This window comes from Actinomadura gamaensis (assembly GCF_042652125.1).
Classification (GTDB): Bacteria; Actinomycetota; Actinomycetes; order Streptosporangiales; family Streptosporangiaceae; genus Spirillospora; species Spirillospora gamaensis.
Genome location: NZ_JBHSIT010000001.1, coordinates 517,247 through 538,751 on the forward strand (window position 1 = coordinate 517,247; position 21,505 = coordinate 538,751).

Sequence of the window (21,505 nt, forward strand, 5' to 3'; positions counted from 1 at the left end):
GAAAGGCACACAGAAGTGGCTGAGATGTTCTACGACGACGCCGCCGACCTGAGCGTCATCCAGGACCGGCACGTCGCCGTGATCGGGTACGGCAGCCAGGGGCACGCGCACGCGCTGTCGCTGCGCGACTCCGGCGTCGACGTCCGCGTCGGCCTGCGCGAGGGCTCGGCCAGCCGGGAGAAGGCCGAGGCCGAGGGGCTGCGCGTGCTCACCCCGCGCGAGGCGGCCGAGGAGGCCGACCTGATCATGCTGCTCGCGCCGGACCACCACCACCGCGAGATCTTCGAGAACGACATCAAGCCGGCGCTGGTCGAGGGCGACGCGCTGTTCTTCGGCCACGGCTTCTCCATCCGGTACGGCCTGGTGGAGCCGCCGGAGGGCGTGGACGTCGCCATGGTCGCGCCGAAGGGCCCGGGCCACCTCGTCCGCCGCCAGTTCACCGCCGGACGCGGCGTGCCGGTCATCGTCGCGGTCGAGAAGGACCCGTCGGGCAAGGCGTGGGACCTGGCGCTCAGCTACGCCAAGGCGATCGGCGGCCTGCGCGCGGGCGGCATCAAGACCACCTTCACCGAGGAGACCGAGACCGACCTGTTCGGCGAGCAGGCGGTGCTGTGCGGCGGCGCGTCCGAGCTGGTCAAGACCGGCTTCGAGGTGCTGACCGAGGCGGGCTACCAGCCCGAGGTGGCCTACTTCGAGGTGCTGCACGAGCTCAAGCTGATCGTCGACCTCATGTACGAGGGCGGCGTCTCCAAGATGTACTGGTCGGTCTCCGACAACGCCGAGTACGGCGGCCTCACCCGCGGCCCGCGCGTGATCACGCCGGAGACCAAGAAGGCCATGGAGAAGATCCTCGGCGAGATCCAGTCCGGCGAGTACGCCAAGGAACTGATCAACGAGTTCGAGACGGGGCAGGCGAAGTTCGCCGAGTACCGCAAGCAGCTCGCCGAGCACCCCATCGAGGAGACCGGCGCGAAGCTGCGTCCGATGATGAGCTGGCTGAACGACTGACGCCGGGTCGTGAGGGAGGGGCGGACGCTTCGGCGCCCGCCCCTCTTCCCGTTCGCGACCCGGCCGTCAGCGGGTGAGGCGGCGGCGGATCTTGGTGCGCAGGGGCGCGGGCCGGCGCGCGGCCCTGACCAGCAGCGCCAGATGGCCGCCCTTGGTCAGGTACAGCGCGGCCTCCGCGTCGATCGCCGGGACGGCCCGGGGCGACTCGTCCAGCTTGAACCCCGGCGCCCGGACGCCGCCGTACCGCGCCTCCCGCGTGACGCCGAGGGCGGTCGCGACGACGTGCGCGTCCCAGCGTCCGGGGCCGAGCACGGCCGGGTCGGCGAACGCCTCGAAACCGTCGTCGCCGGACGTCGCGACGACGCGCTGCTCGGCGCCCGAGCCACGCTCGCGCAGCACGACGTCCACGGCCGTCCGGTGCGTCTCGACGCGCTCCACGACGGCGTGCCCCGCGATGCGGACCAGGCCGTCCCGCCAGCCCGCCGCGTCCAGCCGGTGCTCGACGCCGACCTCGGCGGTGATGTCGGCGTCCTGCCGGGGGACGCCGCGCAGGTAGGGGTACATGGCGTAGACCCGGCCGCCGACCACGACCGCGCCCGCCGCGCTGCCCGCCACCTCGTCGCGGATCAGCCGCTCCAGCTCGTCCCGCAGGCCGTTCTGGATGCAGAACGCGCGCAGCCGGAACGCCGCGGGCAGTCCGGCGCGGACGTCGTCGCTCAGGCCCGCGTCGCCGAGGTACCGCCGGGTGCCGTCCACGAGCCGGTCGCGCTGGGCCCGGTCCAGGCCCAGGAAGCGGTGGTCGTACACGCGCAGGACGTCGTGCAGGACACTGATCGTGCAGTCCGAGGTCACGGGCTCTCCAGGTCAGGCGGGTTTCCCCGGTTACGTTAGGGCTCGGGGCGGCGGCGCGCGGCCGAATCCTCACAGTGTGTCGCCGCCGCGGCGCGGCGGGTGAGATGTCCCGGGCGGGAGGCGGCCCGCGGCGGCGGCTGGTACCGTCCGGCTGGTGGCTGCTCCGGTGACGGCGGGTGACGCGACGGGCACGTGGTGGCGCGGCCGGCTGGGCGGCTCCACGGCCCCGCTTCTGCTCGCCGCCGCGGCGGCGTCCGGCTACGCGGTCTACGCGCTGCTGCGGCTGCACACGTTCCGGACGAGCACCTACGACCTGGTCATCTTCGACCAGGCGGTGCGGTCGTACAGCCGCTTGGAGGCGCCGATCGCGCCGGTCAAGGGCGTCCACAACGGGTTCGGACCGGACTTCTCGATCCTCGGCGACCACTTCTCGCCGATCCTGGCGCTGATCGCGCCGCTCTACCGGCTGCACGACGGCCCGGCGACGCTGCTGGTCGCGCAGGCGGTGCTGTTCGCGCTGGCGATCGTGCCGATCTGGGCGTTCACGCTGCGCCGCCTCGGCCGGACGGCGGCCCTCGGCGCGTCGCTCGCCTACGCGCTCTCGTGGCCGATCGCCGAGGCGCTCCGGTTCGACTTCCACGAGGTGGCGTTCGCGCCGCTGCTCACCGCCGCGGCGATCGAGCGGTTCGACGCGGGACGCCGGCGGCAGGCGCTGGCCGCCGCCCTGCTGCTGCTCCTGGTCAAGGAGGACACCGGTCTGCTCGTCGCGGGCTTCGGCCTGTACCTGCTGGTGCTCCGGCCGCGCACGCGGCTCGACCGGACGTGGGCGCTGCGCGGTGACCGCCCGCTCGCGCTGGCGCTGGTGATCGTCGGGCTGGTGACGACGGCCGTCGCGTCCCGCGTGCTGATCCCCGCGTTCGGCGGGAACGGGAACTACTACTTCGCTTACGGCGCCTTCGGACCCGACATGAAGGACGCCGTCCTGCATCTGCTGACGCATCCGTGGGACGCGGTGAAGGCGCTCGGGACGCCGCCGGTGAAGCTCGGCACGATGGCGCTGCTGGTCCTGCCGTTCCTGGCGCTGCCCCTGGTGTCGCCGTTGACGCTCGTGGTCGTCCCGCCGCTGCTGGAACGGATGCTGTCCAGCAAGTTCGACAACTGGTGGGCGCCGCACTACCACTACAACGCGTTCCTCGTGGCGACGCTCGTCCTCGCCGCGGTGGACGGCGCCGTGCGCGTCCAGGGACGCCGTCCGGCGGGGGAGCGGACCGGGACGTGGCTCGTGCTGGGGATGCTGGCGGGCACGCTCGTCACCGTCCCGGCGTTCGCGTTCCGCTCGTTCGCGGACGGATCGCTGTACGTGCGGGACGCGCGCGCACGAGCGGCCGCCGCCGCGGTGGCGCGGGTCCCGTCCGGTGTCGAGGTCGAGGCGGTGAACCACACGGGACCGGCGCTCTCCGGCCGCACCCACGTGCTGCTCTGGGACCGGACGCCGCGCTGGGCCGACTGGGTCGTCGCCGACGTCGCCTACGAGCAGTTCCCCTTCACCTCGCTCACCGAGCAGCGGGAGCGGATCGCGCTGCTCGACCGCTCCGGCTACCGGACGGTGTTCGCGCGGGACGGCTACGTCGTCCTGCGCCGCTAGCGCGAAGGGTTCGTTGGACGGTCCGTCCGATACGGCCCGGTCAGCACGGCGTGTAAAGATTTCCGGAACCAAAGGGCGAGGGGAATCTACCTTTTTGGAGCTCGCTGTCGGATACTGAAGTCAAGCCGCGACGGCCGCGGCGATTTCGCGCACCCGCGCGAACCTGCGATTGTGGCCGCGCCCCGACCGGCAGTGGGGCGAGAGTGATGGACGGCACGATCTCGGGGCGGCCCATCGGGGAGGGCCGCTACACGCAATTGGTGAACATCTGCCGACGGCGGGGCGGGCGAGAAGGTAATTCTCTGCAATTGCTTGCGGTCCGTCCGGAACCAGTTCCGACGGAGGTGTGAGGTGGTCCCGGCGGCGGGGAACGACCTCCAGCACTGGGAGACGTGCGGCCTGGCGTGGATCGCGCTGCTGCGGCACGTGTGGTCGGCCGGCGAGGCCGGCATGGAGGACCGCGGTCCGATCATCGAGGGGCCGCCCGTCCTCTTCGAGATCGGCTCGCTGAGCTGGCGCGACCCGATCCTGCTGCGCCACGGCGACCGCACGCGCATCGCGCACTGGTCCAGCGTGCCGCGCGCCCGCGCGGAGGCCGCCGGGGGCATCGGCGGGCGGCTGCGCGACCTGCACGGCGTCGACCAGCTGCACTGGGCGGCCGCGCTCCTGCGCGCCCGGCCCTGGACGACCAGCGCCTGGGTGTCGCTGAACGATCCGGGCGAGCCCGCCGACGCGGTGCCCTGCCTGGTCGCGCTGGCGTTCCGGCTGCGCGCGTACCGCCTGGTCATGACCGCGATGTTCCGCTCGCAGAACGTCCACCGGGCGTACCTGTCGTACATCCCGCTGCGCGAGGTGCAGCTGGAGGTCGCCGAGGAGCTCGGGCTTCCGGCGGGGCCGATGCGCGTCTACGTGGACGTCCCGCACGTCGCCGTCCGCGACGCCGAGCGCGTGGCCTCGATCCTGGCCGCCCAGCCCGAAGCCGCCTGACCGCGGCCCCCGGCGCGGAGCCGCCTGACCGCCGCCCCGCCCGACGCGGAGCTGCTTCCTCGCCGACCCATGCCGTGTGCGGCACAGGCCGCCGCGCCGCGGGCATCCGGGCCGCCGCGCGGCCCCGGCGCGGGTTTCCACGTTTGCGCAACTGTGAGCAAGATCACGAGTGTCGTGACCGGGGGATTTCCTACTTTTCCAGTAGGTTAAGCGATCAATTCCCCCTTCTCACAAAGGAGTGCGAATGCGCAGCAGCGCGCGCGCCGCGATCGCGGCGGCCGGTGCCGCCGGCGTCCTGCTCAGCGGGCAGGCCGTCGCGCAGGCGGCCCCGCCGTCGGCCGGGCCGGGAGCGCCGGGTGTCGGCGACCCCTACTACCCGGACTATGGCAACGGAGGCTACGACGTCTCGCACTACGGGCTCAAGCTCCACTACCAGCCCGCGACCGACCGCCTGGACGGCGTCGCGACCGTCCGGGCCCGGGCCACGCAGGGCCTGACCAGGTTCAACCTGGACTTCGGCCTGGCGGTCAGCAAGGTCACGGTGAATGGCCGGGCCGCGAAGTTCCGCGCCGAGGGCCAGCACGAGCTCGTGATCACGCCGCCGCGCACGCTCCGCAAGGGCCGGCACTTCACCACGGTCGTCACCTACGGCGGCGTGCCGTCCGCGGTGAAGATCTACGGCTTCACCAGCTGGCAGCGGACCACGACCGGTGGCGTCGCGGCGAACGAGCCCGAGAGCGCCTGGTGGTGGTACCCGAGCAACGACCACCCGCGCGACAAGGCGACCTTCGACGTCTCGGTGACCGTCCCCACCGGCCACCAGGCGATCAGCAACGGCGTGTCCACCGGCGTCCGCAGCAAGGGCGGCTGGACGACCTACGGCTGGCGCGAGACCCGTCCCCAGGCCACCTACCTGGCGACGCTCGCGGTCGGGAAGTTCGACGTCGTCAAGGGCCGGACCCCGAGCGGCCTGCCGTACGAGTACGCGATCGGCTCCGACCTGCCCGCCGACGTTAAGGCGAACGCGCTGACCAGCCTGAAGCGCACGCCCGAGATCCTCAAGTGGGAGAGCGGCCTGTTCGGGCGCTACCCGTTCGAGGCCACCGGCGGGACGGTCCCGAACACCAAGGCCGGCTTCGCCATCGAGACCCAGACGCGGCCGTTCTACAGCCCGAAGTTCTTCGCCAAGGGCAAGCCGAACTACAGCGTCATCGTGCACGAGAACGCGCACCAGTGGTTCGGTGACAACGTGTCCGTCCACAACTGGAAGGACATCTGGCTGAACGAGGGCTTCGCCACCTACGCCGAGTGGCTGTGGAGCGAGCACACCGGCCAGGCCACCGCCCAGCAGCTCTCGGACGAGACCTACAACGCCCACCCGGCGGGCGACGCCTGGTGGAACGTGCTGCCCGGCGACCCGGGCGCGAAGGACCCGTTCGCCGACCAGGTCTACGACCGGGGCGCCATCGCCGTCCACGCCATCCGGCTCCGGGTGGGGGACCGGGCGTTCTTCCAGGCGCTGCGGACGTGGCAGGCGGCCAAGGGCGGCGGCGACGCGAGCGTGGCCCAGTTCGTCCGGCACGTCGAGCGGGTGTCGGGCAAGAACATCGGCGACATCATCAAGACCTGGCTGTACACGGCGGGCCGTCCGGCCACCGCGCCCGGCCACTGATCTAGACCCCGGCCTGGCCCCCGGCCTGACCCCCGGCCTGGCCCCTGGCCTGGTCGGCGGCCTGGCCCCTGGTCTGGCCCCTGGTCTGGTCGGCGGCCTGGTCACCGGTCTTCCGAAGCCCTCTCCCTCTCCCCGGCGCCGCCGGTCCGCCCGTGCCGAACGGGCGGGCCGGCGGCGTCCCCGCGCGGTTACCGGCCAGTGTCACGGGGGCCGCCGTCCGGGGGCCGGCCTCCCTATAGACTCGTGGCGCAGGCGAGGGCACGACGGGGTGAGCTCGCGACGCTTTCCGCACGGCCCAGTGCAGACAATCCACCATCCGAAGGACTGTTCCTTGAGCAAGCCTGTCGTCCTTGTCGCAGAAGAACTCTCCCCGGCCGGCCTCGCGGTCCTCGAGAACGACTTCGAGGTCCGCCACGTGGACGGCGCCGACCGCGCCGCGCTCCTCCCGGCCGTCCAGGACGTGGACGCGCTGATCGTCCGCTCCGCCACCAAGGCCAACGCCGAGGTGTTCGAGCACGCCAAGCGGCTCCGCGTCGTCGCCCGCGCGGGCGTCGGCCTCGACAACGTCGACGTCGAGGCCGCCACCAAGGCGGGCGTCATGGTCGTGAACGCGCCGACCTCCAACATCGTCACCGCCGCCGAGCACGCGATCGCGCTGCTCCTCGCCATCGCCCGCAACGTCCCGCAGGGGCACGCGGCGCTGAAGAACGGCGAGTGGAAGCGGTCCAAGTACACCGGCGTCGAGCTCCAGGGCAAGACCGTCGGCGTCCTCGGCCTCGGCCGCATCGGCGTGCTGGTCGCGCAGCGGCTGGCCGCGTTCGACATGAACGTGATCGCCTTCGACCCGTACGTGCAGGCGGCCCGCGCGGCCCAGCTCGGCGTGAAGCTGGTCGGGCTGGACGAGCTGCTCGCCGAGTCCGACTTCATCACCGTCCACCTGCCGAAGACGCCCGAGACGCTCGGCCTGGTCGGCGACCGCGAGCTGCGCCTGGTCAAGCCGTCGGTGCGGATCGTGAACGCGGCGCGCGGCGGCATCGTGGACGAGGCGGCGCTCGACCTGGCGCTCAAGGAGGGCCGGGTCGCGGGCGCGGGCCTGGACGTGTTCTCCACCGAGCCCTGCACCGACAGCCCGCTGTTCGTGCACGACAACGTGGTGGTCACCCCGCACCTCGGCGCGAGCACGCACGAGGCGCAGGAGAAGGCGGGCACGCAGGTCGCCCGCTCGGTGAAGCTCGCGCTGTCCGGCGAGTTCGTGCCGGACGCGGTGAACGTCCAGGGCGGCGCGGTCGCCGAGGACGTCAAGCCGGGCCTGCCGCTCGCCGAGAAGCTCGGCCGCATCTTCACCGCGCTCGCGGGCGGCGTCCCGGTGCGGCTGGACGTGGTCGTCCGCGGCGAGATCACCGGCCACGACGTGAAGGTGCTGGAGCTGGCCGCCCTCAAGGGCGTGTTCGCCGACGTGGTCGAGGAGTCGGTCACCTTCGTGAACGCGCCGCTGCTGGCCCGCGACCGGGGCGTCGAGGTGTCGCTCACCACCTCCGAGGACAGCCCGGACTGGCGCAACGTCGTCCAGGTGCGCGGCACGATGGCCGACGGCGAGGTGGTCTCGGTGTCCGGCACGATGACCGGGCCGAAGCACCACGAGCGGATCATCGAGATCAACGGCTACAACATGGAGCTGCTGCCGACCGCGCACATGGCGTTCTTCTCCTACAGCGACCGGCCGGGCATCGTCGGCGTCGTGGGCCGCCTGCTGGGCGAGGCGGACGTCAACATCGCCGGGATGCAGGTCGGCCGCGACACCAAGGGCGGCCGCGCGCTGATCGCGCTGACCGTGGACGAGACGATCGCGCCGCAGCTGGTCGACGCTATCGCCGAGGCCGTCGGCGCGGACATGGGCCGCCGGGTGGACCTCGACTCCTGAAATCGGGAGATTCCAGAGTCTGAGACGGGCGGGCGGCTTCGGCCGACCCGCCCGTTTGGTTTGCGCAGTTCACGCCTTATATCGTCTCAATATGTGAGATGAATCGCCACGGGTCAAGACAACCCGGCGGTCGGGGGGTAACGTCGAAGACGAGCCACGCGGCCTTCCGCGGACATCCTCCGCGGCCGCGAGCGGGTTCCGACCGACCCGGTCCGTGCGAACCACGGTCCCCGGATCCGTCCCCGCGCCTCGACGATCAGCGACCTCGGAGTCCCATCATGCAGTCCCAGACCTTGTCCGTCCTGCTCTCCGACGACGACGCCGAAGAGGCGAAGCGCGCCCTCCAGACGGCACTGGACCGCCGCGGCCTCTGACGCCCCGCGAACCTGCGGCGTGTTGCCGCTCCGGCAGGCGCGAGCCGGCAACACGCCGCACCCTTTCTTGCCGCCCGTCCTTTCCGCTCGTCCTTCCCGCCCGTCCTTCCCGCCCGTGTTCAGGGCAGGGCGTCCAGGGCCAGGGCGAGCGCTCCGCGCAGGGCCGCGTCCGCGCCGAAGTGCGCGGGTTCGAGCGCCGGAGGGAACGGCACCGCGCGGGCCAGGAGCCGTTCCAGCCGGGACGCCGGCGCCGGCTCGGCGGCCATCCCGCCGCCGAGGACGATCCGTTCGGGATCCAGCGCGATCGCGAGGTTCGCGACCGCCATGCCCAGCTCGTCCAGGGCCGCGTCGCGCAGCGCGCGCAGCTCCGCCGGGACGGACGGCCCGAACAGCTCCCGCGCGGTGATCTCCCGTCCCGCCAGCGCGGACGCGCGCCGCGCCAGCCCGCCGCCCGAGACGTGCTCCTCCAGCGGGGCGCGTCCGGCGGCATGGCCGGGTTCGCCGGGGGAGCGCAGCAGGTAGCCGATCTCGCCCGCCGCGCCGTTCGCGCCGCGCACGACGCGTCCGCCCACCACGATGCCCGCGCCGAGCCCGGTGCCCAGGTTCACGTACAGGCCGGTGTCGACGCCGGCGAGCCCGCCCCAGCGGAGTTCGGCGGCCGTGGCGGCGTTCACGTCGTTGTCCAGGCGGACGATCGGCGCGCCGAGGCCGTCCGCGAGCAGGCGGGGGAGCGGCAGATCCTCCCAGCCGGGCACGTTCGGGGCCAGCAGCACCCGCTGGCCCCGGACGACCCCGAACGTCGCGACGCCCGCCGCGACGAGCCGCCCGCCGTCCGCGCCGGTCTCGGCGACCAGCCGCCGCGCCGCCTCCAGCGCCCGGCGGAGGACGGTCTCCGCGCCGTCCTCCGCCCGCGTCGCCAGCCGGACGCTGCGCAGCGTCCCGCCGTCCGGCCGCGCGGTGGACATGGCGATCTTGGTGCCGCCGAAGTCGAGGCCGAGCACGAACCCCGCGCTCACCGGCGGCCGCCGCGCGCGGCCGAGTCGATGGCCACGGCGAGGGCGAGCACCCCGGCCGTCACCATGAAGCGGACCGAGGAGTCCACGTTGAGCAGCAGCATCCCGTTGGCCACCGACTGGATGACGAGGATGCCGAGCAGCGCCGCGTAGGCGCGGCCCCGGCCGCCGAACAGGCTCGTCCCGCCGATGACGGCGGCGGCGATCGCGTTGAGCAGGATGTCGCTGCCGCCCGAGCTCTGGTTCACCGCCGACAGGCGGCTCGCCGCGAGGATGCCGCCCGCCCCGGCCAGCACCGATGCGCCGACGAACACCAGCACCCGGACGCGCGTCACCGCGATGCCCGCGCGCCGCGCCGCCTCGGCATCGCCGCCGACCGCGTAGACCCAGCGGCCCGGCAGGGTGAGCCGCAGCACCAGGTCCAGCAGCACGACCAGGCCGCCGAAGATCACCAGCGTCAGCGGGACGCCCCGGTCGCCCGACATGACGGCCACGGCGGCCCCGAGCAGGACGACCAGCCCGGCCGTCCGCAGCGCGAGCGGGAGCGGTCCGGACACCGGAAGCCCGGCCCCGATCCTCGCTCTGCGCACCAGCAGCGCCGTGACCAGGTAGGACGCGCCCGCCACGAATACGATCGTCCAGCTCAGCCAGGTGGGCAGCCAGGTGTCGCTCAGCTTGGCGATCGGGCCGTCGAACGGCAGGTTGATCGTCCCCTCCCGGCCGAGCAGGTACAGCATGAGCCCCTGCCAGCCGATCAGCCCGGCGAGCGTGACCACGAACGACGGCATCCGCAGGACCGTGAACATCAGCCCGTGCGCGAGCCCGATCAGCGCCGCCGCGCCCAGCGCGAGCAGCACCGCCACGCCCGCCGGGACGTGCCGGTGGACGTTCAGCAGCGTCATCACCACCGCGCACAGCCCGCTCACCGAGCCGACCGACAGGTCGATCTCGCCGAGCAGCAGCACGAGGACGATCCCGAGCGCGATCGTCCCGGTGGCGGCCATCTGCAACGCGAGGTTCGTCAGGTTCTCGGCGGACAGGAAGTGGCCGTTCAGCGAGCCGAAGACCACGGCGATCAGCGCCAGGCCGGCCACGACGGGCAGCGCGCCCGGCTCGCCCCCGGACGGTCGCGGGAGCCGGATCCGCCGCCCGCCGCCACCGGTCCCGGGCGGGTCGAGGAAGGTGTCGCGGAACGTGCCGCGGACGGTGTGCCGGAACGTGTTGCGGAGGGTCGGGTTCATGCGGCGGCTCCCGCTCCCGTGATGGCGGCGACGACGGTCTCGGTGCTGGTGTCCGCGGTGCGGAACACGCCCGCGCCGCGGCCCAGCCGCAGCACGGCGATGCGGTCGCTCACGGCCCGGACGTCCGCGAGGTTGTGCGAGATGACGAGGACGGCCAGGCCGCGGTCGCGCAGGCGCCGGATCAGCGCGAGGACCTGCGCGGTCTGCTCGACGCCGAGCGCGGCGGTCGGCTCGTCCAGCAGGACGGCGCGGGGCTCGCCCAGCAGCGCGCGGGCGATCGCGACCGACTGCCGCTGCCCGCCGGACAGGCTCGCGACCGGCGTGCGCAGGTCGGGGATGCGGACGTCCAGGGACGCCAGCAGGTCGCGCGCCGTCCGTTCCATCCGGAGCGAGCGCAGCAGCGTCCAGCGGTGCGGTTCCGCGCCGAGGAACAGGTTCGCGACGACGTCGAGGTTCTCGCAGAGCCCGAGGTCCTGGTGGACGGTCGCGATGCCGAGCGCGCGGGCGTCGTGCGGCCGGGCGATCCGCACCGGCTCGCCGCCGAGCAGGATCCGGCCCGCGTCCGGCGCGACGACCCCGGACAGGATCTTCACCAGCGTGGACTTGCCCGCGCCGTTGTCGCCGACGAGCGCCGTCACCTCGCCCGCGCGCAGGTCGAGCGTCACGTCGTCCAGGGCCCGGACGGCGCCGAAGGTGCGACCGACGCCGCGCGCCGAGAGGACGGCCGGCGGGGACCCGGCGCTCATTGCAGGCCCGCGTTCTTGCAGGCCGCGGCGGCGCCGGAGCAGATCTGCGAGACGGTGTAGAAGCCGTCCTTGAGGATGGTGTCCTTGATCTTGTCGCGGGTGACGGCGGTCGGGGCGAGCAGGAACGCCGGGACCTTGCCCGTTCCGTTCGCGACGGTCGTCGGGGCGGCGGGTTTCTCGCCGCGCGCGAGCGCCACCGCCAGCTCGGCCGACTTGTACGCCTGCGCCTTGATGTTCAGGTAGACGGTCATGTACTGGTCACCGGAAACGATCCGCTGGACGGCCGTCAGCTCGGCGTCCTGGCCGGTGATCGGGAGGAGCGGCCGGTAGCCCGCGCGCCGCATCGCGGTGATCGCGCCGCCCGCCATGCCGTCGTTCGCCGACAGGACGCCGACGATCGAGTCCCGGCCGAGCGCGGTGATCGACTGCTCCATCTCCTGCTGGGCCTTGTCGGGGCTCCAGTCCGGGGTGTCGAACTCGCGGCCGATCGACACCTTGCCGTCCAGGACGTTGTGCGCGCCCTTCTTGTAGTCGGCCGAGCTCGGGTCGGTGGGCGCGCCGTTCAGCATGACGACGCGTCCCTTGCCGAGGGTGTGCCGGGCGTTGAGAGCGTCGAGGAGGGCCTGGCCCTGCATCTCCCCGACGCGGACGTTGTCGAACGAGACGTAGTAGGCGTAGTTCACGCCGGTGATGAGCCGGTCGTAGGCGATGACCGGGACGTGCCGGCGTCCGGCCTCGTTGACCTGCGGCGCGACGGCCTTGGCGTCCACGGCGTCGAGGACGAGCACCTTCGCGCCCCGGGTCAGCGCGGACTCGACCTGGTTCTGCTGCTTGGCCGGGTCCTGGTCGGCGTTGGAGTAGACGATCTTGCAGCCGGCGCAGAGCTGCTTCACCCGCTGCTCGAACAGCGGGCGGTCGAACGACTCGTACCGGGTGGTCTTGGACTCGGGCAGCAGGAGCGCGATCGTCGCCGCGCCGTGCGACGAGGTGCTCTCTCCGCCGCTGGAACAGCCCGCGACCGCGATGAGCAGCGTCATCGCCGCCGTCGCGGTTCGTGTCGTCCGCAGCCGGATCGTGGTGTGCATGGCCCGCACCGCCTTCTGGTCGGCTCGCCGTTGCGCTGAACGTAAGGGAGGCTTCCTAACAAAGCAAGGGGGTGGGACGATCCGAGGGGGCGCGATAATCCGGTGAGCGCAGGAGCGCACGTGAGGGGGACGAGTGGCGTCGGCGAGCGGCAGACCGGTGGCCAGCACCACCAGTGTGCTGAGGGTGATGAACGAGCGGGCCGTCTACGAGCGGATCCGCGAGCGGGGACCGGTGTCGCGTCCCGAGGTCGCGCGCGAGACCGGGCTGTCCAAACCGACGGTCTCGCTCGCGCTGGCGGATCTGGAGCGCGTCGGGCTCGTCCGGACGGTCGGTCACCGCACGGGCGGCGCGGGCCGCGCGGCGATGCTGTACGAGATCCACCCCGACGCGGGACGGGCCGTCGGCATCGACGTCGGCCGCGAGTGGGTCCGCGCCGGACTCTGCGGACTGGACGGGAAAGTGCTGGTCAGGCGGGACGTCCGGTCTCGCGCCGGCGGCCCCGCTGAGCTGACGGCGCAGCTCGTCGCCCTGGTGGACGAACTGGCCGCCGACGCCGGATGCGCCCCCGCCGACCTCACGCACATCGTGATCGGCACCCCCGGCGTCCACGACACCGACGCCCACCGCCTGCGCCTGGCGCCCAACCTGCCCGGCTGGGACGAACCGGGCGTCACGCGCGAACTGCTCGAACGGCTGCCCGCGCCCGTCCTGATCGAGAACGACATCGCCCTCGCCGCGCTCGGCGAGCAGGCCCACGGGCTCGGCCGGGACGTCCCCGACTTCGTGTTCCTCTCCGTCGGCACGGGCATCGGCATGGGCATCGTCCTGGACGGACGGCTCTACCGAGGCGCGCGCGGCGCCGCGGGCGAGGTCGCGTTCCTGCCGCTCGGCGAGACCGACCCGCTCACCCGCGCGCCCGAAGCCCGGCGCCACGGAATGTTGGAGAGCGTCCTGTCCGCCGCCGGCCTCGTGGCCACGGCCCGCCGCCTGGGCATGGACGCCCAGCTCACCACGGCGGACGTCTACGACGCGGCCCGCGCGGGCGACCCGCTCGCGGTCGAGGCCGTCCAGTACGAGGCGGGCAACGTCTGCCGCGCCCTGGCCAGCGTCATCGCGGTGCTGGACCCGCGCCTCGTGGTGATCGGCGGCGGCCTCGTCCGGCACGGTCAGGACGTGCTGCTGGACGCCGTCCGCGAGAGACTCGCCGACATGACCCCGCTCGACCCGCCACCCGTCGAACCGTCCGCACTGGGGGCGGAAGCGACCGTCCAGGGCGCCCTGGCGATCGGCGTCGAGACAGCCCTCGACATTGTTTTCCACCGCGCCGTGGCCGAACCGGTGGTCGGCTGATGACCGACCCCACGCAGGCCCTTCAGCGCGCTTCCACCCTAGGCCCCTACTTCGGAATCACCACCGACCCGAACGAAGAGGTGGACCCGACCTGGCGTGCACTCCCCGAAACCGACCCGGACCACCTGAACACCCTTATCGACCAATACGCCCAACGCCTGGGCACGGACAACCGGCGCGTGGCCGCGAGCATCCTTTTCCAGGGCATCGCCTCGCGCCTCTGGTCACCAGTGGTCGCCTCGGCCGCCCAGGGCGTCGTCCCGGATCTGTCGTCCCTGCACTGGCGCTGGGCCCCGGGCGCGCCCATCGCCCTCTGGCTGGCGACGCCCACCGGCTGGCCCGCGTCCCCGCAGAAGGCGTTCGAGACCGTCATGGACATCCAGCTCCGCCCCCTCCGCGACACTCTTCACAAGGTCGTCAAGCTGGCCGACGGCCTGATCTGGGGAAACGCGGCCTCCGCCCTGGCCGGAACCCTCTACGCCGCCCGCCTGGCCCCCGACCTGGCCCCCAAGCTGACCCCACTCGTCCAAGCCCTCCTCACCCGTCCACCCCTGAACACGGCCGGGACGCTAGGCCCCCGAGGCTTCACCCGCCGAAGCTGCTGCCTCTACTACAAAGTCCCTCCCGGCGGCGAAATGTGCGGCGACTGCGCCCTTCTGGACCGCTGAAGACGGTCCCCGGCCCGTAGCCTGAAAAGCGCGACGGCTCAGGAGGTGCAGGCTCCATGGCAGCGGACGGCACGACGGAGACGGTCGGCACTCGCATCGCACGCGCCCGCAAGCGCCGGGGCCTGACCCAGCAAGGCCTGGCCGAGCGGGCGGCGTACTCGCGAGGCCACATCGCCCAGGTGGAGGCCGGGCAGAAGATGGCGACCCCGGCGTTCGTGGCGGCCGTGGCGGCGGCGCTGAGCGTGGACCCGGCCGACCTGTACGGCCAGCCGTACCGCCTGCCGGGCCACGACGACCGCGTCCACGCGTTCATCCCGGAGTTGCGCCGCATCCAGGCGTATGTGGACGTCGGCCCGGAGCTCGCCGGTCCGCCTCGCAGTGTCGAAGTGCTCGCGGCCGAGGTGGCGACGGGCCAGAAACTCATGCACAACGCCCAGCTGTCCAAGCTTGGCGCGCGCTTGCCCGCGGTGCTGGAGGAACTCACCTACTGGGCTCACGAAACCGGGAACCCCGAAGTATGGGGGCTGCTCAGCAAAGCGCTCAGACTGGGCGTCAGCCTCGCGCGGCGGCTCGGCTACAGCGGTGACGCCCTAGCCCTCCTGGAGCGCGCCTCGGACACGGCGCGGCGCTCGGGCGACCCGAACGTCCCCGCCCTGATCACGCTGGCCCGCGCCCTGGTGCTGCTGGGCCTCAACCAGCACCGTCCGGCGCTGATCCTGCTGGACCGCGCCGCCGCGTCCCTCGACTCCGCCCGCCCCGACGCGGCCGAGATAGCCGGCGCGCTGGACCTGCGTTCGGCCATAGTCGCCGCGCGCGCCGCCGACCCGGCCCGAAGCTGGGACTACTTCGGGCAGGCCGTGGACCGCGTCCGCGCGGGCAGGACGGGCCCGGTCGTCCACGGGCTGGAGTTCACTCCGGCGAACGTGGCCATCCACGGCGCGGCCGTCGCGTCCGAGCTGGGCGACACCGACGAGGCCGCCCGCCGCGACCACGAGATCGGGGAGCGCACCCTCACCTCGCTCCCACCCGAACGCCGCGCGCACCACGAGATCGACATGTCGCGCGTGCACGTCGAGGTGGGCGACCACGCCAAAGCCCTGGCGCGCCTGGCGAGCGCCGACCGCATAGCCCCCCAGATGGTGACGTTCCACCCCACCGCGCGTTCCGTCGTCGCGCACCTCGTGGACGTGCGCCGCACGCTGCCCGAACCGCTCAGGCGCCTCCAGCGGCGCATGACCGTGTAACACCCGGCCCCCGCGCGCGGCAAGCCCACCGTGCACCATCTTGGAACATTACGGAGCGTCCCCGCTGGCAACCTGTGCGTCATGACGCACAGGCCACGCCTTACGGCGGAACAGAAGGCAGCGCACGAGACGGCGCTGGAGGCGGAGTTTCCCGGGTGGTCGATCATTTGTGCTCGGGATACCGGGCGGTGGTGGGCGCTGCGCGGGCCAGGGCCGGGGGAGCTGGTGCAGCACGGGCCCTCGGCCGCGGAGGCCGACACGCCTGAGGGACTCCGGATCCAGCTCCGCGCCTACGCGCGCGAGGAGGCCCGGTGATCGACGTGCTGCGTGAACTCGGTGATCTCTTGGTCGGGCGGGGGCTGCGGGTGAAGGCGCATCTGGGGCCGCTACCCGAGGAGCCCGTGGCCGCGCTGCTGGTGACCAACGCCGCCGTCCCGCATCTCGGAGAGAGCGTGCAGATGCGGGCGGGACGGCTGGTCGACTCGTCCGGGTTCGGACTCGGCGACGTGCCTCAGGCCGTCGAGGAACTTGTAAGTCGCCTGCTCACTCCCGAAGCCATCGCCGCGCGCATCGCAGGCGCTGAGTAGCCTGGGAGCGCCGAGGCGTCAGGAGGTACGGGCCATGCCCGAGACCAGCACGATCGGGACGAATCTCAAGCGCATCCGCAGGGAGCGCGCGATGAGTCAGGAGGGCCTCGCGGAACGGGCCGGGCTCTCGCGCGACACGGTCGCCAAGCTCGAACAGGGGCGACGGCAGGGCGAGCGCACGACCACGCTGATGAAGCTGGCCACCGCGCTGGACGTGGACCTCACGGAGCTGACGGGCCGGCGCGAGCGGCTCGGCGGCGACCGGGGCGATGCCAGCGTCCTCGCGCTGAGGGACGCGCTGCTCGCGCCGTCGCTGCTGCCCGGCCTGGCCGGGCTCGACGTGGACGACGACGGCGCGCCGACGCCGCCCCACGAGCTGCGCGCCGCCGTGGGGCGGGGCTGGGACCTCTACTGGGCGGGCGACTTCGGAAGCCTGACGGCCGCGCTGCCCGGCCTGATCGGCGAGACGCGGCTCGCGCACCGCACGCTCGGCGCGGCGGTCGCCGCGTCGCTGGCGCAGGCGTACCAGCTCGCGGCCTGCCTGCTGGTGCACTTCGGCAAGCTGGACCTGGCGGCTCTGAGCGCGGAGCGCGCGGTCACGGCGGCGGCCGAAGGCGACGACGAGTGGCAGTGGGCGACCACGCACGGCACCTACGCGTGGGTACTGCTCCACCAGGCGCGTCTCGAAGAGGCCGAGCGCGTCGCGGTACTCGCGGCCGCCCGGATCGAGCCGTCGTTCTCCGCGCCCGAGGCGCATCTCGCGGTGTGGGGCAACCTGCTCATGACCGCGCTGGCCCCGGCCGCCGCGGCAGGGCGCGACCCGTCCGACTACATCGACAGCGCTGCCGCCGCCGCGCGGCGCATCGGCCACCGCGTGGACGCCTACCAGACCGCGTTCGGCCCGGCCACCGTGCGTATGCAGGCCGTCCACGCGTGGGCGACGCTCAAGGACCCCGGCCACGCCCTGGCCGAGGCCCGCCACGTCCGGCCCGGCGAGCTGCGCGGCATCTCCTACAGCCGCCACTTGCTGGACGTAGCCCAGGTCCACGTGGACGCGCGCCAGCCGCGCGCGGCCGAGACCCGCCTCGCCGAGGCGCGCGCCACCTCGCGCGTCTGGTTCCGCCACCAGGCCATCGCCCGCTCCCTCGTAGCCGAGGTCCGGGAGATCACCACCCGCCCCTCGCCGACAATCCGGTCACTGGTCGGCGAACTCGGCCTCGACTAGGACACCGCGTTCCTGGGCCTTCCTGCGAGCATGCGGCTGAATGGTCTGCGTGACCGAGAACGCAGAAAGCGCCGCCGTCGAGCGCGCGCTACAGGCCGGGAGTGGTCGATCATTCGTGCCCAGGCCTGCTCGGGTCGTTAGTGTGCGCACTGTCGGGACGGGACGGTCGGGACGCGGCCGATCGCGCGTTTGAAGTCGGGGCAGTCCACTACCGGGTCGTGGTCGCAGGTCGAGGCGTGTTGGAGGCTGTCGCGTAGGCGGGTGAGCTGGGCTATCTGGTCGTCCAGGGTGCGGGCTTTGGCGGCCATGCGGTCGCGGATGGCGGTGTCGCCGGGGCGGGCCGCGAGGAAGCCGGAGATCTCGGCGATGGTGAAGCCGGCGCTGCGGGCGCAGGTGATCAGGCCCAGGCGTTCGAGAATGTCCGGACGGTAGGTGCGGCGGAGGCCGTTGCGTCCGGCGGGTTCGATTAGGCCTTTCTTCTCGTAGAAGCGCAGGGCGGACGGGGCGAGCCCGGCGCGCTGGGCCACTTCGGCGATGTCGAGCAGATCGTCCGTCATGAGGCTCCTTGACTTGAACCGCGCTTCAAGTCGCAGCATAGCCCGCATGAGAATCCATCACCTGAACTGCGGTTCCATGACCACGATCGAGGCCACCTATGAAGGGCCTTCTCCTGCGCGTGCGGTGAACCACTGTCTGCTCGTCGAGACCGAGGAAGGGCTTGTGCTGGTCGAGACGGGCTTGGGGCTTGGGGATGTCCGCGATCCGGACGGGACGCTCGGGGCGGAGTGGGTCGCCATGACCGCCCCTGTGCTGGAGGAGTCCGAGACGGCGATCCGGCAGGTCGAGAGGCTCGGGTACGAGGCGTCCGATGTGCGGCACGTCGTCGTCACCCATCTCGACGTCGATCACTGCGGGGGCCTGCCCGACTTCCCGGACGCGTCCGTTCACGTGCTGGCGGCCGAGCGGGACGCGGCGCTAGCGGGAAATGCTTCCCGGTACCGGCCGGCGCATTGGGCGCATGGGCCCAAGTGGGTGACTTATGACGGGACGCCCGGCGAGCGGTGGTTCGGGTTCGGCGCGTTCGCCCTGGACGGCCTGCCGTCGGAGATCAGGCTCGTCCCGCTCGGTGGGCACACTCAGGGGCACGCGGGGGTGGCCGTGCGGGACGGCGACAAATGGCTGCTGCACTGCGGGGACGCGTACTACTACCACCGCGAGATGCAGGACGAGAAGGAGCCGCATCCGCTCATGGATCTCGTCCAGACCAACTCGCAGGTCCATGCCGACCTGCGGCTCGGCACGCAGGCGCGGTTGCGGGAACTGGTCCGCGACCACGGGGACGAGGTCGAGGTCTTCTCGGCCCATGACCCGTGGGAACTGGCCCGGTACCGCTGAAAGGGGGTCGGCGACGACGCCGGCCCCCTCGCCGGTGCTACTTGCGGACGGCTCGTTCGGTCAGCCAGCCGAAGAGCAGTCCCATCGTCGCCCACAGGACGGCCTGCATGCCCAGGGACGCCATGCGGAATTCCCAGAGCGTCCTAGCCGGGAAGTGGTCGGGGATCGCGTCCGGTTTCGGGGTGATCTGGAAGAGCACCGCGTTGACCAGGACGAAACCGATCGCCGACACGGTCACCGCGTTCCAGGTGCCCAGGCGCGGGGTGAGGCGGCGGCAGATGATCACCGCCGCGACGACCGTGGCGATGCCGATCGCGACCATGCCGAAGTACAGGGCCGTCCGGCCGCCGATGGTGGTCGGGTTGCCGACCGCCGGGGGAGTGGCCGGGTACTTCAGGAACGGCACGCCCTCGACGGCGACGAAGCCGAGCAGCGCGACGACGGCCGCCGTCGCGCGCGCGTGCAGGGCGCCGAGGCGTCCGTAGGCGAAGGCGAACGCGATCGCGAACAGGCCGCCGATCGCGACGCCGTAGAAGCCGACCGCGGTGATCAGGCCGGCCGTCTTCTGCACGGCCCGGGACACGATCTCCTCCTCGTGCCCGGCGCCGTGGTCGGCGTGCGACTCCTCGAACGCGATCGCGTTCCCCACCTGCGGCTCGCCGTAGACCCACGCGACGACCAGGGCCAGCGCCGCCCCGGCCAGCCCGGCCAGCATCCCCCGCACGAGCAGGGAACGCATGGTCATCGGGCGCGGGGCGGCGGTGACGTCCGCCGCCATCAGTGGCAGGGGAAGCCGAGCAGGTGCCGGCCGTCGTGGGTGAACTCGTGCACCCAGGTGCCGGAGAACAGGGAGGTCGCGCCCTGCTCGGCGCCGACGAAGTAGATCAGGACGAGCCCGAGCACGGCGGCGAACACCGCCCAGGGCAGGATGTCGCGGACGGGGACGCGCAGCGGCACCGGCTGCTGGGCGGCGCGCTGCTCGGGAACGGCGGACTGGGCCATCTGGGTCTCCTCACGGGGTTCACTCGCCCCGGTTGCGGGAGGACGACGGGTCAGTGTCCTGACTCCCAGATCGGCGCCTCCCGCCGACCTTCCAGCCGGTCTTCCGGCCGTGGTCGCACGCGGGGGAGGCTCCCTGGTCACAGTGGCGGGACCGTCCCGGAATCGCACCGGGTTCCTGCGCACCGTCGCCTCGATGTGAACTTGTCAGGCGAAGCGTCCCCTTTGGGGGATGCGACGTCAAGTCACACCGTTCTGTCCTGTCTCAGGGGGTGAGACCATTGCTCATTGGATGAGACGTTGCGGTAGAGTCCCCGCATGGCTTCCCGCAGCATCCGACTCGCGGCCATTCCCGGTGACGGGATCGGCCCGGAGGTCGTCGCCGAGGGGTTGAAGGTCCTCGACGCCGTCGCCCCCGCCCACGACCTGAGTTTCGAGCAGACCGAATACGACCTCGGCGCGGCGCGCTACCACCGCACCGGCGAGGTCCTTCCGGACTCGGTCCTCGCGGAGCTGCGCGACCAGGACGTCATCCTGCTCGGCGCGATCGGCGACCCGTCCGTGCCGTCCGGGCTGCTGGAGCGCGGCCTGCTGCTGCGCACCCGGTTCGAGTTCGACCACTACGCGAACCTCCGCCCGGTGAAGCTGCTGCCCGGCGCGACGTCCCCGCTCGCGGGCGTCGGCCCGGACGACATCGACATGCTCGTCGTCCGCGAGGGCACCGAGAGCCTCTACGCCGGGACGGGCGGCGTGATCCGCAAGGGCACCCCGCACGAGATCGCCACGCAGGAGAGCGTCAACACCGCCTTCGGCGTCGAGCGGGTGATCCGGTACGCGTTCGAGCAGGCCGCGGCGCGTCCGCGCAAGAAGCTCACGCTCGTCCACAAGGACAACGTCCTCGCCTACGCGGGCGACCTCTACCAGCGCACGCTCAAGCGCGTCGGCGAGGAGTACCCGCAGGTCGAGACCGACTACTGCCACGTCGACGCGGCGACGATGTTCTTCGTGAACCAGCCGCAGCGGTTCGACGTGATCGTGACCGACAACCTGTTCGGCGACATCATCACCGACATCGGCGCGGCCGTCGCGGGCGGCATCGGGCTCGCCGCGTCCGGCAACGTCAACCCCGACGGCACCGCGCCGTCGATGTTCGAGCCGGTGCACGGCAGCGCCCCGGACATCGCCGGGCAGGGCAAGGCGGACCCGACGGCGACTATCCTGTCGGTCGTGATGCTGCTCGACCATCTCGGCGAGGACGCGGCCGCGCGCCGCGTCGAGTCCGCCGTCGCCGAGGACCTGATCGAGCGCGGGGGCGCGGGCGTCCGGTCCACCGCGCAGATCGGCGACGCCATCGCCAAGCGAGTAGCCGGGTAGGCGCGCTCGCCGACCAGCCATGACCGGGCGCGCCGACCTCACGGCGCGCCCGGTTTTTCGTCGTGCTCGCCGTGGGTGGAGAGCCGGGTCTGGACGAAGTACGACAATAGGGACTAGG

General features: G+C 72.5%; 20 protein-coding genes and 1 riboswitch. Of the genes, 12 read left to right on the top strand and 8 right to left on the bottom strand.

Annotation, left to right across the window (positions count from 1 at the left end):
- Positions 1-24: 24 nt before the first annotated feature.
- Positions 25-1,008, top strand: a complete 984-nt coding sequence (ilvC, locus tag ACFPCY_RS02370; RefSeq protein WP_378252563.1) for a ketol-acid reductoisomerase — start codon at positions 25-27, stop codon at positions 1,006-1,008.
- A gap of 66 nt (positions 1,009-1,074) precedes the next feature.
- Here the strand turns inward: ilvC and ACFPCY_RS02375 are convergent, their stop codons facing one another.
- The gene (locus tag ACFPCY_RS02375; RefSeq protein ID WP_378251870.1) at positions 1,075-1,860 is read right to left on the bottom strand and encodes a hypothetical protein; all 786 of its coding nucleotides are present in this window, start codon (positions 1,858-1,860) and stop codon (positions 1,075-1,077) included.
- Positions 1,861-2,014: 154 nt separating this feature from the next.
- Here ACFPCY_RS02375 and ACFPCY_RS02380 point away from each other — a divergent pair, with 154 nt between their 5' ends.
- From ACFPCY_RS02380 to serA, 4 genes are all read left to right on the top strand, one after another.
- Positions 2,015-3,505: a DUF2079 domain-containing protein gene (locus ACFPCY_RS02380; protein WP_378251871.1), complete on the top strand. Its 1,491-nt coding sequence runs from the start codon at positions 2,015-2,017 to the stop codon at positions 3,503-3,505.
- A gap of 351 nt (positions 3,506-3,856) precedes the next feature.
- The gene (locus ACFPCY_RS02385; protein WP_378251872.1) at positions 3,857-4,492 is read left to right on the top strand and encodes a thymidylate synthase family protein; all 636 of its coding nucleotides are present in this window, start codon (positions 3,857-3,859) and stop codon (positions 4,490-4,492) included.
- A gap of 244 nt (positions 4,493-4,736) precedes the next feature.
- Positions 4,737-6,164: a M1 family metallopeptidase gene (locus ACFPCY_RS02390; RefSeq protein WP_378251873.1), complete on the top strand. Its 1,428-nt coding sequence runs from the start codon at positions 4,737-4,739 to the stop codon at positions 6,162-6,164.
- A gap of 331 nt (positions 6,165-6,495) precedes the next feature.
- On the top strand, positions 6,496-8,085 hold the full coding sequence (serA, locus tag ACFPCY_RS02395) for a phosphoglycerate dehydrogenase (protein WP_378251874.1): 1,590 nt from the start codon (positions 6,496-6,498) through the stop codon (positions 8,083-8,085).
- Between the two features lie 493 nt (positions 8,086-8,578).
- Here the strand turns inward: serA and ACFPCY_RS02400 are convergent, their stop codons facing one another.
- From ACFPCY_RS02400 to ACFPCY_RS02415, 4 genes are read right to left on the bottom strand one after another with little or no spacing between them, the layout of a single operon-like run.
- Complete coding sequence (locus tag ACFPCY_RS02400) at positions 8,579-9,475, bottom strand: ROK family protein (RefSeq protein ID WP_378251875.1); 897 nt, start codon at positions 9,473-9,475, stop codon at positions 8,579-8,581.
- Positions 9,472-10,713: a sugar ABC transporter permease gene (locus tag ACFPCY_RS02405; RefSeq protein ID WP_378251876.1), complete on the bottom strand. Its 1,242-nt coding sequence runs from the start codon at positions 10,711-10,713 to the stop codon at positions 9,472-9,474. Before ACFPCY_RS02405 ends, ACFPCY_RS02400 begins: the two co-directional genes overlap by 4 nt.
- Positions 10,710-11,459 carry an ATP-binding cassette domain-containing protein gene (locus ACFPCY_RS02410; protein WP_378251877.1) on the bottom strand — a complete coding sequence of 250 codons (750 nt, stop codon included), beginning with the start codon at positions 11,457-11,459 and terminating at the stop codon, positions 10,710-10,712. The genes ACFPCY_RS02405 and ACFPCY_RS02410 overlap by 4 nt, the downstream gene beginning before the upstream one ends.
- A complete protein-coding gene (locus tag ACFPCY_RS02415; protein ID WP_378251878.1) occupies positions 11,456-12,544 on the bottom strand; it encodes a sugar ABC transporter substrate-binding protein in 1,089 nt (362 codons plus the stop codon). Before ACFPCY_RS02415 ends, ACFPCY_RS02410 begins: the two co-directional genes overlap by 4 nt.
- Before the next feature lie 187 nt (positions 12,545-12,731).
- On the opposite strand from ACFPCY_RS02415, the gene ACFPCY_RS02420 reads away from it, so the two are divergent.
- The 5 genes from ACFPCY_RS02420 to ACFPCY_RS02440 all read left to right on the top strand — a co-directional run bounded on the left by ACFPCY_RS02420 (position 12,732) and on the right by ACFPCY_RS02440 (position 17,619).
- Positions 12,732-13,895 carry an ROK family transcriptional regulator gene (locus tag ACFPCY_RS02420; RefSeq protein WP_378251879.1) on the top strand — a complete coding sequence of 388 codons (1,164 nt, stop codon included), beginning with the start codon at positions 12,732-12,734 and terminating at the stop codon, positions 13,893-13,895.
- Positions 13,895-14,563 carry a (2Fe-2S)-binding protein gene (locus ACFPCY_RS02425; RefSeq protein WP_378251880.1) on the top strand — a complete coding sequence of 223 codons (669 nt, stop codon included), beginning with the start codon at positions 13,895-13,897 and terminating at the stop codon, positions 14,561-14,563. Before ACFPCY_RS02420 ends, ACFPCY_RS02425 begins: the two co-directional genes overlap by 1 nt.
- Before the next feature lie 56 nt (positions 14,564-14,619).
- Positions 14,620-15,807 (top strand): helix-turn-helix domain-containing protein, encoded by a 1,188-nt coding sequence (locus tag ACFPCY_RS02430; protein WP_378251881.1) that lies wholly within the window; start codon positions 14,620-14,622, stop codon positions 15,805-15,807.
- Positions 15,808-16,118: 311 nt separating this feature from the next.
- The gene (locus ACFPCY_RS02435) at positions 16,119-16,394 is read left to right on the top strand and encodes a hypothetical protein (RefSeq protein ID WP_378251882.1); all 276 of its coding nucleotides are present in this window, start codon (positions 16,119-16,121) and stop codon (positions 16,392-16,394) included.
- 34 nt (positions 16,395-16,428) lie between these two features.
- On the top strand, positions 16,429-17,619 hold the full coding sequence (locus ACFPCY_RS02440; RefSeq protein ID WP_378251883.1) for a helix-turn-helix domain-containing protein: 1,191 nt from the start codon (positions 16,429-16,431) through the stop codon (positions 17,617-17,619).
- 137 nt (positions 17,620-17,756) lie between these two features.
- On the opposite strand, the gene ACFPCY_RS02445 is transcribed toward ACFPCY_RS02440, so the two are convergent.
- Positions 17,757-18,176, bottom strand: a complete 420-nt coding sequence (locus ACFPCY_RS02445; RefSeq protein WP_378251884.1) for a MerR family transcriptional regulator — start codon at positions 18,174-18,176, stop codon at positions 17,757-17,759.
- Between the two features lie 46 nt (positions 18,177-18,222).
- On the opposite strand from ACFPCY_RS02445, the gene ACFPCY_RS02450 reads away from it, so the two are divergent.
- Positions 18,223-19,014 carry an MBL fold metallo-hydrolase gene (locus ACFPCY_RS02450; RefSeq protein WP_378251885.1) on the top strand — a complete coding sequence of 264 codons (792 nt, stop codon included), beginning with the start codon at positions 18,223-18,225 and terminating at the stop codon, positions 19,012-19,014.
- Between the two features lie 37 nt (positions 19,015-19,051).
- Here the strand turns inward: ACFPCY_RS02450 and ACFPCY_RS02455 are convergent, their stop codons facing one another.
- A complete protein-coding gene (locus tag ACFPCY_RS02455; RefSeq protein WP_378251886.1) occupies positions 19,052-19,792 on the bottom strand; it encodes a CbtA family protein in 741 nt (246 codons plus the stop codon).
- Entirely contained in the window at positions 19,792-20,016 is a 225-nt protein-coding gene (locus tag ACFPCY_RS02460) for a CbtB domain-containing protein (RefSeq protein ID WP_378251887.1), read from the bottom strand. The genes ACFPCY_RS02455 and ACFPCY_RS02460 overlap by 1 nt, the downstream gene beginning before the upstream one ends.
- A 31-nt stretch (positions 20,017-20,047) precedes the next feature.
- Positions 20,048-20,236, bottom strand: a riboswitch (cobalamin riboswitch).
- Positions 20,237-20,331: 95 nt separating this feature from the next.
- Between ACFPCY_RS02460 and ACFPCY_RS02465 the strand changes: the two genes are divergently transcribed.
- On the top strand, positions 20,332-21,387 hold the full coding sequence (locus ACFPCY_RS02465; protein ID WP_378251888.1) for a 3-isopropylmalate dehydrogenase: 1,056 nt from the start codon (positions 20,332-20,334) through the stop codon (positions 21,385-21,387).
- Positions 21,388-21,505: the final 118 nt, after the last annotated feature.